This is a genomic window from Bacillus sp. JJ1566, assembly GCF_036962685.1.
In the GTDB taxonomy this organism is placed as follows: Bacteria; Bacillota; Bacilli; order Bacillales; family Bacillaceae_L; genus Ferdinandcohnia.
Map to the genome: position 1 here is coordinate 1 of NZ_JBALOP010000055.1, position 16,296 is coordinate 16,296.

A 16,296-nucleotide genomic window follows, 5' to 3' on the forward strand; every position below is an offset into this window, starting at 1 on the left:
ACTTTTAAGACTAACCTCAAAATCTTTGGATTTTGTCTATTTTAGAGCAGTTAGTCGGAATCTCTCCGCTTATTTCTGCTTCTTAGGCCCCTACTATATGCATTAGCCGGAAATTCTCCGACTACGTAATCTTATACCTCCACGAAAATCAACAATGAACAATAACTATACCTATATTTTTACCATTAATACCATTTACACCATTGGTTTTAGAATCCAAATGGGTTATTAGATTTATCCCGTACAAGCCATAATTACATTTCCATCTGGGTCTTTGAAATTAAACCAAGCAAAGTTCTCTCCTACTCTTTCTATTTCTCTTACGATTTCAATGTCATTCGATTTAATAAAATCGTAAGCAACATCAATATCTTCAACTAGAAAATTAAAGATTGGGTTTGGTGAAGGTCTGTGGATGAATGTTGAATCAAAAGCGTGGTCATCCAGTGTTAAACTTGTTGTCCCCCTTATTGGAATGTTGAATACAGGAGATTGCACTTTATTTACATCGATCTCAAAACCTAAGATGTTGCTGTACCATTCAACTGAATTTCTTAAATCTTTAACGTGAATGAACACCCCGCCCATTATATTTTTAATTGGTGAAACACTAGAGATAGCCATATTTAACACTCCCTTATATAAAAATGTGATAATTCCTTTGGTGAAACTGAATCTGGTGCAATACCTCCGAGTAAAAAAGATGTTCAATCTGTAATAGACAAATAATCTGCTAATTTAGTAGCTATTATGGCATGCATGACCCGTGAACCCAATAGTCTCCCCCCTTAAGAACATTCCACATTTAACGTTTTTATTAGTGATGGCAGTACGCCCAAATCTTCGATTATATAATCAGCATCAACATTGTCCCACTGTGCATCTTTTTTCCATATTCCTTTTATTCCAACATTGCGGGCTGCTTTCACATCGTTTTCTGGATGGTCACCTACAAAAATACACTCAAATGGTTGAACGCCCAGTTGTTGAATGGCCTTGATAAATATCTGAGGATCTGGCTTTTTTATTCCTTCCAATTCAGAGACTAATATAATATCAAAATATTCTTCAATCCCTAGTGCCCTAATATTATCCAACTGAAATTGGCCTCTTCCATTAGTAATCATTCCTAACAGAAGTCCATTTCCTTTTAGTTCTTCTAACATTGATATTAAATTTGGGAAAGGTACACAATAATTCTTAAACATTAAGATATAATCCTGTAGAAGTTTTTTCCAAGTGATTGCCTCAATCTGAAATTCTTCAACTAATTGTTGATACACCTTGTCTTTCCAAACATACCCACGATGATCTAGTTCTATAAATCTCTTAATATAAGTTTCTTTTGGGATATGACCTACAAATTCATTTAGCCTATCATATTGAGTTGTAATAAACTTTTTTACAGATTCATCTCTATTTAATAATGTTCCATCTAAATCAAAAATAGCTGCTTTTATCATGTTAATACCTACTTTTAGTTATAATTTAAGGGCTTTAATAATCATCGTTGTTGGAAATCTTCGTGCTTTGTGTAACGAGTAATAACGGTCGGAAACCTCTTCTTCTATTGAATCAAAGTTACTTGATACATCGCTTTCGATCACCTTATCAATTGTAAAACCCGCTTTAATTAATTCATTTATATATGTACTCATTTTTCGTGTAGGAATGACCATTGGAGCATCTTCACCTTTGAATTTGCTGTAAGTAACCGTGTCTTCGTTTTGATATGAGCCATCCAAATAAATTCGCCCATTTTCACTTTTAAGATAAGGATATAAAGGATGGTCCCAACTGAATACAAAATACCCGCCAGACTTTAAATAGGAATGAATGAATGTAAAGGTGGTAGATAAATCTGTCGTCCAACCAATTGCATAGATGGAATAAACAGTATCAAAATATTCCTTTGGAATACTGATTTCTTTCTCCATTGGTGCACAAAATAAACGAGGATTCAAACCTTTTAGAGTTTCATTCGCAACTGCAATTTGGGTTTCTGATAAATCTACACCCCATAATTCGCCCGCTCCTTTTTCTGCCATATACTTTAATGAATGTCCACTTCCGCAACCAACATCAAGTATTTTTTTATTAGTTATATCATCAAACAGCCGCAACTCTTCTTCTGTTTGAGTAAAAGGTCCGTAACTAGGGAGTGCGTCCTTTCCGTTAAAATGATGTGCCACTATATCCCAGCTCTTCTTATTGTTTTTCAGAATTTCGTTTGTCATTTCACTTACCTCCATTTGTTTTCCCCAATGAAAAGCCTTCAAAATAACGTCCACCAAAAGGTTCTAAAATCTCATCAACCAAATGAATAACTTTAGATTTATCATCATTTCTATAAAAAGAATCAAATGCTGCAACAAAACGCTTAGCAAACTCCTCGTCTAAATCTTTTAGGGCACGATATACCCATTTAGAAGCTCCGACCCATTTTCGATTTATCCTTAAAATAAATTCGCTTGTCAGTTCTGCAAGATTATTTGCAATGAATATTGCTTCTTCTCTTTGTTCACAGCCTATGAAATCGTCAAGGACGTCTGTGATAAAATACCTTTTGAAATCTATCGTTTCCCTCGTCCATTCTTCAGGTCCGTTTTCTAAAATTTCCTTTGCTTCTTTTTTTATTGCTTCAAGTATTCCATCATCCTTAAGTACAATGCCTTCGTAAACCATCCTTGGCATGGACGGTCTTGCCCGCTTTTTATCCGTTTCAAAAAACTGTTTATAGGATGTTTCATTATGTACAAAAACCTCTATTGGCCAACTAAATTCGATTAAAGACTCTCTAAACGATGAAGGTATGTTTTTATCGAAAACTACGATGTCAAGATCAGATGTTTCTGTCGCTTCTCCTCTTGCTACGCTTCCCGCTAATATTGCAGCTTGGCAATTCGGATGATGTGTTTGAATAAATTGTTGGGCTGCCTCTAAAGCATTCTCTTTATGATTAGTCGTCAATATTACCACCTCAAATCTTTACCTTACAAAACCTACATTCTACAAATTTTGATAAATTCCTTTTTATTCCTTTAGAAAATCACGCAGGAAATTAAGCTTGATAATAGAATTATTATCCTAACAGTAATTAAGTGGAGGAAAAAATCATGTTAGTTGTAAAAAAAATCCATCCAGAAATGACATACGAATTAAGGCATAACATTTTACGCCCTCATCAACCGAAGGAGGCATGCATGTATGATACTGATTATCAAGAAGGTGGTTTTCATTTTGGGGCTTTTTATGAAGGCAAATTAATTAGCGTTGCTTCTTTTTGTCCTGAATTAAACCTGGAATTATCAAGCAAAAAGCAATATAGACTGAGAGCAATGGCAACACTTGAGGAATTTCGAAAGCTAGGTGCAGGACGTAAAGTAGTTAGTTTTGCAGAAAGTATTCTAAAGGAAATGGATACGGAGATTTTATGGTGCATGGGCAGAACAAGCGTTCAAGGTTATTATGAAAAGTTGGGCTTTAAACCGCATGGGGAAGTCTTTGATTATCCACCGATTGGTCCACATATTGTGATGGTGAAACAATTAATCTAAATGATAAAAGGAGAGTTCGGGATGAATTGTTTCATATCTCTCAACTCTCCTCCATTTTTCTTTAGAAACAAGTAAACGATTGGATTTGTCTTAGGCTTATACCGAAGTACATCCATCTAAAACCATTCCATCTATACCCGGAGACAGAACTTCTACCAACAAATGTTGGAAAGTACCAGAATTGCTCACGACCTCTCAACCAGACGTAGGTATATCTAAACAAACAACCTCGAATACTACCTGGATCGACTGCAAAGGCTTCCGCTTGCTGTTGTGACTGAGTTGGAACAAAGGATGGTGGCGGTGCTGTTGGTGGTCCTCCTCCCTGTCCTTGACCAGGTGTTCCAAAAGGTGGTCCTCCTCCAGGACTTTGACTAGGTGGTCCAAATGGTGGGAATGAACCCATTTGTCTTTCATAATCGTAATAATAATCGTAATCTGATTGGTATGGTAGTGATGACGCCATTAGACCATTCGGGTCGTAATAATACATCTTTTAATCACTCCTTATTCATAGGCTACTAGCATCCTATTCTATAGGCTTATGCCTTTCAACTTGTACCTCCAAAATGTGCTTTTACCTAGAACTATATAAGGGAGAAAACACCTGTCCTTAATCCTAGTTTAGAATTGAGAAACAGGCATTTTTTAATTGTTCCTATTCACAAAATAATTCAAAATTCGATTTAAAAAAGTTGTTTTAAGGGGTATCATTAGCAATGCTTCTGTCGCTAGACAATAATGTTCCCACATCGCTTTTTTTGCATCGTCTACTCCAAGGATGGAGACAAATGTTGAATGGTTGTTTTCCTCATCTTTACCAACCGATTTTCCAAGTACGTCTGTTGTTCCTTCTACATCTAATAAATCATCCTTAATTTGAAAAGCAATCCCCGCATGATACGCAAACCTTTTTAAAGATTCGATTTCTATTTGGTCAACATTTGCAAGAATGGAAGGCATGATAAGCGCAGCTTCAAATCCCTTTCCCGTTTTTAAAAAGCACATTTGATTTAGCTGTGCGAGCGTCAGTTGTTTTCCTTTAGACTCTAAATCCATCGCTTGACCCTTACACATATCCATCGTGCTCTCAGCCGAGTATTTGATTAACTTAAGCACTATTTTTGGATCGAAATGTGTAAGATTTGCTTGCTCAAAAGTAGCCCTTTGAGTCAGAAAAAGGCCGGTTAATTCCGCAACAGCAGAGTTATACACATGATGAACAGTTGGCTGCCCGCGTCGAAATAATGCATTATCCTGGGATGGAAGGTCATCATAAATTAAAGAAGCTGTATGCATGTATTCAATTGATTTTAAAAGTGGAAAAATAGCTTTTTCATCTAATCCATACTCCCTAACACCCATCATCCAGCTCACAATTGGTCTCAGCCTTTTCCCGTCACCTTCAAGACTATAATTCGCGGCGTTTGTTATTTGTGAAGAATCTTTATCATGATTTTGAATGTGTAATTTCTCATTTATCTTTGTGCGTACTTCATCAATCAACTCTGAAAAATCTTCCTGTTCTTTACTTTCATTTTTCAAATTGGAAACCATATGATCACGCAATAGTTTATCAAAGAAATCAACATCATCTGCTTTTCGAACCATTTTTTGAATCAAGTGATTAAAGGATGGATTACCTTTTGCAAATGTCTCCATAACCTCTTCATACACTTTCCTCCCGACCCGCTTTTTAAATCGTTTCAACCCATTAATGGCACGGTCCAATATAATTTCACAGGCCTTCGAATCGGAATCGTAAACGTTATGGATCAAATAAGATATCACAGCCCAATATAATTCATAGGGATTTACTAAATCAGGTCGCGTCTTGTGATATTTTAAATAATACGTATATGGAGTTACCGCACCTTCCTTCATGTCGGAAAACATATCTGCAAAGTCATCAGCAAGCTGATTGTAGATTCCATAACAAAATGTCCGTTTCTCGATATCCTCATCTGCAGGAGCATTTATTAAAGAACGAACAATCAGTCTTGAAGAGGATGACTTAATTATAATTGGAATAAATATATCTTCATTCGTGTACATTTCATTCGAAAGGTCTTTATCACGGTCGACTTCTTGTGAATGAAAAAACACATAGGATTGCTCGAAAAAGGAGTGTAACGTCTCTCTTGGCTGCTGGTTCTTAATGTAGTGAAAAGCTTCTGTAAGTTCCGAATGAACAAATTCTAGTAATTCCTTATTTTTTCCCTTCCAATCCCCTAATGGTGGTACTTCCTCGGTTAAAAGAGTAGTTCGTATTAAATTAGAATACCTCTTCTTTTCAACATCAGACATAACCGATGCATCCAAAAGATCATCAATAAAGGGATAAGTAAGACCGTAGGCATAGCCTAATCGAATAGCAGTATCAAGTTTTTTTGAACGTTCATCTGGTAGGAGGTTTTCTTCCATATCTTCGATTTCATTGATCATAACTCCTGCGATGATTTTAATTAACTTCCGCTTAGCATGTGTTGCATTCATTCCCTCAGGTATATTCCTAGATACAGTCCTTAGTCTATCCATCAACCAAATAATAGAGGATTCAATACCTTCCCTTTGACCCCATCTGTACAACCCTGCCATACTAAAATTATCTAATTCATCGGTTTTATCCTTTGATGTTGTTTGGATTAAATGGTCTTTCAAACTGGTAACCACGTTGGAAATCCTTGTTTGTGTATCCTTATTATTGAGGTCTTTTCCCATGTCTCTCATAAAAATATATGAAATACTTCGCTCCAAGTATCGATCTAATTTTCCGGTATAATTCAGCCATCTTATATAACTATAATAGTCTTGTGTTTCGGACTTTTTACTCCCTTTTTTCCGAAATGGAAGGACAGAACGATGAATATGATGCTGTTTCCAAGAATTGATGTCTTTTGTTAGGGTTTGTACATAATTCTGCTCCTTGACATCCTTATAAAGCGCGTGAAAATAGTGAGACGCCTTCTTCTCTGCTAGTTGATACCTTTTTTCAGCATTCTTTTTTAATCCAACATTCATATGTAGATACCTCAATCACCAATTTTTTATCCTACTCAATTGTATTCATATCATTCTTGTTTTAAACTATCATAATATTTTTTTCATCACCATAAATGTGCATTATAAATCGGAACATCTTCTCAATGTTGCTTAAAGTAAACACTATCCAATATTTATTTAGACTATACGTCCTATTTAATATATTTCGTTGGCATCTACCGGTAAATTTCTTACATGTTTCAAATAGTTAGTCATATTCAGGTCATCCTCGATTGGATATTTGAATGATAATTTTTCAGCAACTTCTTGTGCTAATGCCCTAAATAAATCACAAGTGGTAAAAACGGAATTCCAAAAGCTATCATAATCATGGTTCGAATATGTTCTTTCATACAACTGCCAATAGGATTCAGAAAGGTGATTCTTAAAATACTTACCCATTTTCCCTACCGAGACTTTGAAATTTGTCTCACAACCAATCCACCATGAGACCATTTCGTCTAAATGGGGCCTAATAACAAGTTCAAACATTTGTTTCGCGTATGGTAATTCGTCACGCCAAATTCCTTTGGCTACATTTTGTAAACACCACCAAAAATTATTGCAACTACTAAAATATCTGGCTTCAGTTGGCTGTTTAACATGATAATCAATATCGGTTGGAGCAGGGATTGATGGTAAAAACTTGTCTTTATCCAATAAAGGAACTGTTAGTTTATCAATACCATATTCTTCAAGCATTTTTTCTTTCGTTTCAATGTGCAGATCAATCCTGTTTCCATCTTTGAAAAGCATTAAATAACCGTAGGATTGATTAAAAGCAGATCGGCCACCCCAGGATGGGTCATTTTTATCAGGCTCCTGTAGCATCAGTAATTCACCAAAAATGGTTATCCAGCTTTCATCGTTTATAAAGGATTCAGTTTCGGTAACAACATATACGATGTCATAATCTTGGAAAATATCTTGAGGTACATTCTGATTTGTTCTTGAACCATTCATGTAGACGGCACGAATTCGCTGGTCATCCTTTGCGATGTTTAATATGAGGTCCATCATTTGTTTATCATTACGCATAAAAAAACTCCCTTACCATTATCTTGAATACTATTCATTTCTATTCCCGTAACAAATGTACCTGCATTTTTCCAAATAAAAATGGACAATCATTTTCTTTTTCACTAGCAAACTATGACCAACTTCCTAAGTCTAACCAACTAGATTTCTATGACTTTTTACCGATATGTTAAAAATAGGAATTAAGCCACAGATGCAGATAGGAAGAAGGCTTCTTACGAGTTTCGGAATATTCTGTTATATTTTTCCTATCATGCATAAAGGAGTGTGTTGTTATTGTTAAAGGTGCTCTCGAAAACAGGTTTAACCCTTGCTTTAGCGGGTGGCGTGATGCTTTCTGGATTTCAGTTGAATGAGTCCGCTACCAAAGAATCTAGCAATTATGACTTGAGTCTTGCGCATTATGTCGCTGCGACGCCTGAACTAGCCGACAAGGCAAAAGAGCTAGGTTTTGATGTTTCAAAGGCAGACCCAGCTGAGAAAATCGCAAACCACGGGAAGAAGTTTCAACAGGCTGGTGATAACCATGTTGCCTATAAAACAGCAACGGGAGACATACCTGTACTGGTTATTTTAGCGAAGTATAAGGATGGCGATGAACCTTTAGGTGACCTTGAAGGACAGGTGCCAGCAAGTTATTATGAGGACCTCATTTTTAGAGATAAATACAATCCATATGAATTAGATTATTTTAAACAATACGATGGTCCTGATGTCCCTAAGAATCGTACCATGCAAAATGCTTATACAGAATCTAGCTATGGTAAAGTAAATCTTATACATGATGGTGCTGAACTTGTTTGGGTAGAGCTTCCTAAAGGCGCCTCCTATTACCTAGATCAAGAGGGTACATATGCTGAAAATGGAAAGTATGTTTTAGGAAACGTAAATGGGGATGCTCATACTGGTGAGTTCGTTCGTGACCTTCTAAAGGCTGCAGATGATCAAATTGATTTCTCCCAATATGCTATTGATGGCGAAGTCCCGAATGTATTTGTAGTTCACGAGGGAACAGGAGCTGAGTGGAGTCGCGACCCGGCTCAATTCTGGTCGCATAAATGGAATCTATTAAGCGCATTATATTATGGCAAATACTATGAAACTGGTATACCAGCCGATGTTCATGCTGGGATGAGTCAGCCTGAATGGATTAACAGAACGATTGCTGAAGACATGACTTATGATGGCGTAGTCGTTAACAATTACAACATCCAACCTGCCATTGGTGGAAATGTGGCAGGATTTAATGCGGGAACTGGTGAATATGATAAAGCGTCTGTTACAGGTCCATACCCTGCACAAGTCGGTGTATATGCTCACGAATTTGGTCATGCGTTAGGATTACCTGATTTCTATGATACAGCGTACAACTCTGAAGGTGCAGGTAACTATTCAATGATGTCAGGTGGATCTTGGATGCGTTATCCTGATGCTTTACAGTACAACGGAAACTCACCTACACATTTCGATCCATTTTCTAAAATTTTCTTAGGCTGGGTTAAACCAATTGATGTGACGCCAGAAGATGGTGTTCAAGAAATTACTTTGCCTTCTATCGATAAAGCGAAAGACAACAACGGTATTGTTAAAATGGAAGTTCCAGGGTCAAACGGCACTGAATATTTCTTATTCGAAAATGTGCAGCAAAGCGGATTTAACCAGGGCTTAATTCGCCAAGGTGAGGATGCACATGGGTTAGTTGCATGGCATGTTGATGAAAACATCATTAATTTGTACCAAACTGCTGGTGTCCGTCCGAACAATGTAGCAAACTGGAAGAATAAGAGATTCCAATACAACCAATCTCAAACAGCTAGTAATGGTATAGTTGTTACACATTATGGGTTATCAGTACTACAAGCAGATGGCTTGTATGATTTAGAGAAGAATGTGAACCGTGGCGATGCAGGTGATTTCTTCAAGACCGGCGATCAAATCACACCTGTTTCAAGCAATGTCCACACTGGTTCCTACTACTTCTGGAAAGGCTATGGTTCTACTCCTGCTGATTCCGGAATCCATGTAACGGATATTGTAGAAAATGAAGATGGTTCTATCACTGCTACATTCTATTACAGTACGAACGAAGGTAAGAAAAAATAAACATGAAGAAACCTGGGCCAATTTGGCTCAGGTTTCTTTTGTTAAGGGAAACTGCGGGTACGAATTTGACACGGTGGAACCATGAGAACCGTCCCCCTGGTTCTACTTATCTAACTTTAGTTTTGCCAATGCATCAGCTAGTGCCGTGTTGATTGGTTCTTCATTTTGTTGTTTTTTCATGTAGTTCGATACTTCTTTTTTGGATAGTTTTCCTGATTGGTTTTTCTTCCGACGTTCATTGAAGGCAGATAGCTTTTCGCGATGTCCACATTTACATACGAATAATTGTCCTTCCCCTTCCCCACGCAGTTCCAACTTCTTATGGCAGTTCGGGCAACGAGCGTTTGTTAGTTTGGCGATGTTTTTTCGGTGGCCGCACTCACGATCCTGACAGACAAGCATTCTTCCCTTTTTCCCGTTAACTTCGAGCATCAATTTTCCACAGTCCGGACATTTTGTGCCTGTAATATTGTCATGCTTGAACTTTGAGTCGCTAAATTTGATTTCTGAAACTACTTCTTTAGTGTACTGCTTAATATCTGAGATAAACGCATTTTGCTTCAATCGACCTTTAGCAATTTGTTCAAGCTTTTGTTCCCACTCAGCTGACAACACTGGAGATTTTAAATCATCTGGAACAAGCTCTAACAGTTGTTTGCCCTTATTTGTGATGTGGATATCTTGGCCTCTTTTTTCAATTAAAAATGTATTGAATAACTTGTCGATAATATCCGCACGTGTTGCTACCGTGCCTAATCCACCAGTTTTCCCAATTGTTTCAATTAAATCCTTGCTTTCTCCAGCCATATATCTTGCCGGATTTTCCATTGCGGAAAGTAAGCTTCCTTCAGTGAATGGCTTTGGTGGTTGTGTTTCTTTTTCAATTTCCTTAACGGAAATGACATTCAGGCTCATGCCAGGTTGAATTAAAGCTGAAATTTGACCTTCATCCTCATGCTCATCAATCGAAGTAATGACTTCTTTCCAGCCTAATGAAGTAACGGTTATTCCTTTTGCAACGAATAATTCCTTGCCGATTTGTGCTTGAACATTCTTTTGCTCATACGTATATGGGGGAAGAAATACAGCTAAAAATCGTTTTATAATCAAATCATAAATTTTTTCTTCTTTCGCAGATAATGCCTGTAAATTTGGACGCTCTTCGGTTGGAATTATCGCGTGGTGATCAGTCACCTTGCTGTTATCGACAAATGACTTATTTGTTTTAATCCCATTTTTCAGGATTTTTGCACCAAGCTTTGCATAGGGCTGCACCATACATCCCTCAATGCGATCCTTTAGTGTATCAATGATATCTGTTGAGAGATATTTTGAATCAGTACGAGGATATGTGACCAACTTATGATGTTCATACAGCTTTTGGAGAACATTTAAGGTTTCTTTTGCTGAAAAACCGAACCGTTTATTTGCATCACGTTGAAGCTCTGTTAAATCATAAAGCTGTGGTGCGTAACTTTTCTTCTGTGATGTTTGCACATCGGTAATTTTCGCTTCCTGCCCCTGAAGAGAACGAACAATTGATGTGGACACATCCTTTTTAAAAATGCGCTGTTCCTTCGTTTTTTCATGCTGCCACTTGAGGGTTAAGCTGTCTGTTGTTGCTTTAATTTCATAATAAGGTGTGGGTTTAAAATTTTTAATTTCTTCCTCACGTTGAGCAATAATCGCTAAGGTTGGAGTCTGTACTCTTCCACACGAGAGCTGCGCATTAAACTTTGTAGTTAGTGCTCTTGTTGCATTTATTCCAACCAACCAATCGCTTTCAGCACGTGCTACTGCGGATGAATAGAGATTCTCGTATTCCTTGCCGTCTTTTAGAGTGGCAAAGCCTTGCTTAATCGCTTTATCTGTTACGGATGAAATCCATAAACGTTTGATTGGCTTACGGGTATTTGACTTCTCAATAATCCATCTCGCCACAAGTTCACCTTCACGACCTGCATCTGTCGCGATAATGATTTCATTGACATCCTTACGATGCATTTGTGTTTTAACCGCACTATATTGTTTGCCTGTTTGTTTAATGACAACAAGGCTTAAAGGATTCGGAATAATCGGTAGGTCCTCTAGCCTCCATGATTTATATTGGTCTCCATATTTTTCAGGGTCTGCTAACGTAACCAGATGGCCTAAAGCCCATGTTACGATATATTTATCCCCTTCGAAAAAGCCGTTGCCCTTTTTATGACAGTTTAATACACGGGCAATGTCTCTTCCAACAGAAGGTTTTTCTGCAAGAACAAGTGATTTCATTTCAATTCCTCCAATTCACTCTTCCTATTATAACAGAATCCAAAATTAAGGCATAAAGAAAACCCGGCCGGGTGCCGAGTTTACTGTTTATGTACGGGTAGGACGATTTGGAATTCTGTTACATTTAAATTAGATGTACATCCGATCGTGCCACCATGTTTTTCAATAATTTTTTTACATACAAAAAGTCCAATTCCTGTTCCGAATTCCTTTGTTGTATAAAATGGTTCAAAGATTGTATCCAATGATTCCTTTGGAATTGCAGGACCATTGTTAATGATTGAAACAACAATCTGATTATCGATTTGATATCCTTTAATCCAAATGTTTCGATCAAAATCCCTTTGTTTTAACGCATCAATCGAATTCATTAATATATTTAACAAGACTTGTCTAATTTCATCTTCATTAACGGTTATTAGTATGTTAGATTCAATATCAGTATGAACTTTTACATCACTGTCTAAAATACTCGCATAAATAAACTCTGTTATTTCAGTAAATAAATCGAATAACGAAACTTCATTTTCTTTGTTCTCAATTAATTTTTTTTTGGAAACGTGTAAGAACTGCGAAATCTTATAGTTTAGTTGATTTAATTCATGGCTGATAATATCTAAATATTTGATGTCTGGATTATCATTTCCTATTAATTTCACAAAACCAATGACAGCCGTAAGTGGATTTCGGAACTCATGAACAAATGTCGATGCCATTTGACCTAAAATTGTTAGGCGCTCTTGGTGACTCTGGTCGATGTATTGGATTTTTTCCTGGAGCTGTTTTTCTTTCATTTCTGTATATTTGGAAACGGCATGATAGGAAAACAAGTCAAATATTCGATTTACCTCTTCAAAAATAGAGTCCAATTGATCATGATCAATATTTGACCTATATATGTATTTTAATATTTCAGTTCTTCCTAGATTTACATTATAGACGAATTCCCCAATATTAATATTCGCCTCAACACGTTCTTCAGCTAGTTTATAAGCAAATAATTTTAGCTTTTCCTCATCGATTGGATTGAGCAATGAGTTTTTGACCATTTCAAACATTGTTAAACCGTTTAATACTAACTTTTCTTTATGAACATCAGTTTCTGACATCACGGTCTTTTCTTTCCATGATTTCAAAAAAATTGATAAATTGCTCTCGAGAAAATAAATGAGTTCACCAATTACAGGATTCATACGGTCAAGTCCTTTCAAGTCTATCTTTTATGCAAAATCCAAGTTATGTATAGTATTCTACATATTTCGCATAATCCCTTTTTGAATTTTTGAAAAATTGTAGACAAGTTTTATGGTGGGTCAAGCATACATTATAAGGAGACAAACTATAGGAGGGTTGATTATGAAATTTGTAGTGATTAAAAGGAGTTGGATTGTTACCGCTTTTGTTGCTGCAGTGGTACTGGTTGGAGGTTGGTTGTGGCTACAGCCAGAAATCATTCCTACGATTGCCCCACAGGCTGCTAAAAACGATGTTGTGATACATATTACAACAGGTGAACTAAAATCAAAAACAGATGATGGCAGAGAAATCGAGTCCTACTTCTGGAATCCAGGAACTGTCTATGTTCCTCAAGGCAAGGAAGTTACCTTCAATATTTACGGTGTAAATGGTAAAGAGCATTCCTTCTATATCGAGGGCACAGATATTAAAGGTACAGTCAGAAAAGGAGAAGAAATCACGGTCAAAGCGAACTTTAAGGAAGAAGGCATGTACCGTATCATTTGTTTAAATCACTCTGACAAAAATAATAACGGTCCGATGATTGGTTATATTGTTGTCGACTAACAAAAAAAGTGTAAGGTGCCTGGAACTAGACAATAAGAAAAACAGGAGAGTCGCCTCTCCTGTTTTTATCTTTTTCGCACCGTAATTGCATTGGTCGTTTTCTTTACAATACAGTCCTCGATATCTGCTTGTCCAAGCAGACCAAGGGTAATCGCAGCTTCAATTCTTTGTGGATCAGGCTGCTTAATGATTTGGATGCAATCAACGAGATTTAATTCTTCTAATTTCTTTACCGTTTTCTCGTCATGGTAGCTTTCTGAAGTCCTGATTTGTCGTTGTATCTTGTAATCTCCTACGACCGATTCTCCTTTCTCATGTTTTCCGACAGTTTCATCAAAATAAACATTAAGAACCTTCTTCATTTCTTTTAATTCTTTTTCAATTTCCTTCGCCTTTTCACTTAATGTGAAGTACTTTGATATAAGCTCCTCTGGAAGCTGCGTAAAATGCTTGGAATCCTGCATATTCATCACCCCTAATACCTTGATACTTCATCATATGAATGGGGTGGTAATAAAATTCTATTACTTAAAAAATCCAGCTATAAACAGCTGGATTTAAATACTTTTATACAACAACTTTTTCAGTAATGGGAATAAAACATCTGGCAATTGATCGATGTTTGGTACTAGAATGCTGTATTTTCCGTAAATATTTTGGATTGTTGTTTGCTGGCCTTCATCAATTTCGCCATTAGATAAGAAGACATTAATAACCTCAATCCCGTGTTTTCTGGCTTTAAGAACAGCTTCATGAGTATCGATGATTCCATTTTGCTCATAATCAAATGCCGCTGGCTCGCCATCAGAGAAGACGAGTAAGAATTTCTGTTTTTCAGTCCGCTGTAATAACTTTTTCGTTTGCAAGCGTATCGAAAAACCATCACGATTGTCTTCCTCCGGCTCAAGTTGCATGATTTCCGCACCATAGCTTCGTTTCAGACTAGAATCAAAATCAATCACTGTTTGCATGTAATTCGGCTGTTTCTTGCTATCTGCATCATTCGTGTCTTCCCAAAAACCTGTTACATCATGTGGAACCTGAACAGATTTTAACGCTTCATGAAATAGTGCAATACCAAGCTTTGTTTGGTCCATTTTATCGTACATCGAAGCTGAGCAATCGACTAATAACGAAAATACAGCATCAATTTGATGGGATGGCTGTTCTTTTTTATAAAATAATCTTGGATTATCATCTGTAAAAATACGAATGAGCTTTTTATTTAATCGTCCAAAATGTAAGTCACCTCTTGGAAGATTCTTTTTATGCTCCAATGTTTTTAAAATCATTTGCTTCAGTTTCTTCTGATATGGAGCAATAATAGCCTTGTTTTTTTCGTATTGAATAACCTCATCGTCTGAAGGTTTTCGTGCTTTTTTAAAGACTGGGTAAGCAAACCGATTTTCTTTTCCAAATTCGGTTTCTGATGATCCTTCTTTCTCTGAATGGATCATCTCCATGGCCTCAAGTTGGGAATAATCATTGTTTTTGCTTTTTTGAGACGAGCCCTGGGCAATTCCTAATGCTTGGTCACCCTCTTCTCCTTCTCTTGCCCCTTGACCCATAAGATTCGTTCGGGAGCCTTGTTCTAAGTCAAATTGTAAGAAGCTTTTTGTTGGTGTGCTTGTTTCTCGATGCCAAGTTTCGAACTTCTCCTCATGGATATCCTCGTCGCCTTTTTTCACATCATCAAGCACATCATTGTTTTTCAGCTTATCCTTGCGTTTTAAGTCATCGATTGTCAACCCGTCTTCAAGAGCTTCATAATCAAGCTCTGGTAAATGAAAATAGGTGTTCAACATATCCTCGTCCACGACATCCTCTAACACATCGATGATTTCTTCACAAATCTTAAAGATGTCTTTCGTTGATTTAGAATCATAGACTTTCGCAATTTGGCTTCGCAAAAACGGAATGACAAGATCTATTTTATCTTGAATCGACGGAATCACCTCGAGTGGAGATTGGGCTGTTAAAAGTAAAAATAGTGCATTAAAAAGAGCATCTGTTGGAACACTTTTGACCGTATTGACATGGAGCTGATCCTCATAATACGTACGATAAATTCTTCTTCTTTGGGAAAACGATTTTCGTGTACCAGGACGTTCTTTTATACAAAGCTCTTCTAGACGGAAATCTTCAAACAGCATGAATAGTTGTTTCGCAAAGCTCGGTAGCTTGCTTTTTCTACAGAATTTTAAATACTGGTCTATTACCTTAAAATCCGTGTATTTCATACTTCCTATTGTACGTAAAAAGACATCACTTAATAATCCATTTCGTTTGTCGCTATCTGGGCGATTGTCCCAAAAATGGCTGATGATCACTTTTTGTCGAATCGGGTCAAGATATGATTTATAGCCTAACTCCATTTCGAGTTCAGGATTTTTTGAGATCGTTTTAGCAAGGTCGGATAATTCCATGAATAAAAAGGAGTCGACCTTTTTATCATTAAATTGAATAAATCTCATTTTAA

At 36.8% G+C, this 16,296-nt stretch carries 14 protein-coding genes; 3 read left to right on the forward strand and 11 right to left on the reverse strand.

The features are described from left to right. Positions 1-234 precede the first annotated feature (234 nt). From V7112_RS19445 to V7112_RS19460, 4 genes are all read right to left on the reverse strand, one after another. Complete coding sequence (locus V7112_RS19445; RefSeq protein ID WP_335422954.1) at positions 235-624, reverse strand: VOC family protein; 390 nt, start codon at positions 622-624, stop codon at positions 235-237. Between the two features lie 164 nt (positions 625-788). Next, the gene (locus tag V7112_RS19450) at positions 789-1,463 is read right to left on the reverse strand and encodes an HAD family hydrolase (RefSeq protein ID WP_335422956.1); all 675 of its coding nucleotides are present in this window, start codon (positions 1,461-1,463) and stop codon (positions 789-791) included. Between the two features lie 18 nt (positions 1,464-1,481). Next, on the reverse strand, positions 1,482-2,237 hold the full coding sequence (locus tag V7112_RS19455; protein ID WP_335422958.1) for a class I SAM-dependent methyltransferase: 756 nt from the start codon (positions 2,235-2,237) through the stop codon (positions 1,482-1,484). A gap of 1 nt (position 2,238) precedes the next feature. Then, complete coding sequence (locus V7112_RS19460; protein WP_335422960.1) at positions 2,239-2,970, reverse strand: nucleotidyltransferase domain-containing protein; 732 nt, start codon at positions 2,968-2,970, stop codon at positions 2,239-2,241. Between the two features lie 146 nt (positions 2,971-3,116). Here V7112_RS19460 and V7112_RS19465 point away from each other — a divergent pair, with 146 nt between their 5' ends. Next, complete coding sequence (locus V7112_RS19465) at positions 3,117-3,557, forward strand: GNAT family N-acetyltransferase (RefSeq protein WP_335422961.1); 441 nt, start codon at positions 3,117-3,119, stop codon at positions 3,555-3,557. Between the two features lie 61 nt (positions 3,558-3,618). Here the strand turns inward: V7112_RS19465 and V7112_RS19470 are convergent, their stop codons facing one another. The 3 genes from V7112_RS19470 to V7112_RS19480 form a co-directional block, all read right to left on the reverse strand. Continuing rightward, positions 3,619-4,050: a hypothetical protein gene (locus V7112_RS19470; RefSeq protein WP_335422964.1), complete on the reverse strand. Its 432-nt coding sequence runs from the start codon at positions 4,048-4,050 to the stop codon at positions 3,619-3,621. 155 nt (positions 4,051-4,205) lie between these two features. Further along, positions 4,206-6,578, reverse strand: coding sequence for a polyprenyl synthetase family protein (locus tag V7112_RS19475; RefSeq protein WP_335422966.1), 2,373 nt, complete (start codon positions 6,576-6,578; stop codon positions 4,206-4,208). A gap of 177 nt (positions 6,579-6,755) precedes the next feature. After that, positions 6,756-7,637 (reverse strand): aminoglycoside 6-adenylyltransferase, encoded by an 882-nt coding sequence (locus V7112_RS19480; RefSeq protein WP_335422968.1) that lies wholly within the window; start codon positions 7,635-7,637, stop codon positions 6,756-6,758. Positions 7,638-7,922: 285 nt separating this feature from the next. Here V7112_RS19480 and V7112_RS19485 point away from each other — a divergent pair, with 285 nt between their 5' ends. After that, positions 7,923-9,740, forward strand: coding sequence for a M6 family metalloprotease domain-containing protein (locus V7112_RS19485; protein WP_335423162.1), 1,818 nt, complete (start codon positions 7,923-7,925; stop codon positions 9,738-9,740). 102 nt (positions 9,741-9,842) lie between these two features. On the opposite strand, the gene V7112_RS19490 is transcribed toward V7112_RS19485, so the two are convergent. Continuing rightward, entirely contained in the window at positions 9,843-12,014 is a 2,172-nt protein-coding gene (locus tag V7112_RS19490) for a DNA topoisomerase III (protein WP_335422969.1), read from the reverse strand. Between the two features lie 80 nt (positions 12,015-12,094). Further along, positions 12,095-13,207: a histidine kinase N-terminal domain-containing protein gene (locus V7112_RS19495; protein WP_335422970.1), complete on the reverse strand. Its 1,113-nt coding sequence runs from the start codon at positions 13,205-13,207 to the stop codon at positions 12,095-12,097. A 163-nt stretch (positions 13,208-13,370) separates the two neighbouring features. On the opposite strand from V7112_RS19495, the gene V7112_RS19500 reads away from it, so the two are divergent. Then, positions 13,371-13,817, forward strand: a complete 447-nt coding sequence (locus tag V7112_RS19500) for a hypothetical protein (RefSeq protein ID WP_335422972.1) — start codon at positions 13,371-13,373, stop codon at positions 13,815-13,817. 65 nt (positions 13,818-13,882) lie between these two features. On the opposite strand, the gene V7112_RS19505 is transcribed toward V7112_RS19500, so the two are convergent. Beyond that, the gene (locus V7112_RS19505; RefSeq protein WP_335422974.1) at positions 13,883-14,281 is read right to left on the reverse strand and encodes a hypothetical protein; all 399 of its coding nucleotides are present in this window, start codon (positions 14,279-14,281) and stop codon (positions 13,883-13,885) included. 93 nt (positions 14,282-14,374) lie between these two features. Beyond that, positions 14,375-16,291 carry a vWA domain-containing protein gene (locus V7112_RS19510; protein ID WP_335422976.1) on the reverse strand — a complete coding sequence of 639 codons (1,917 nt, stop codon included), beginning with the start codon at positions 16,289-16,291 and terminating at the stop codon, positions 14,375-14,377. Between the last annotated feature and the right edge of the window lie 5 nt (positions 16,292-16,296).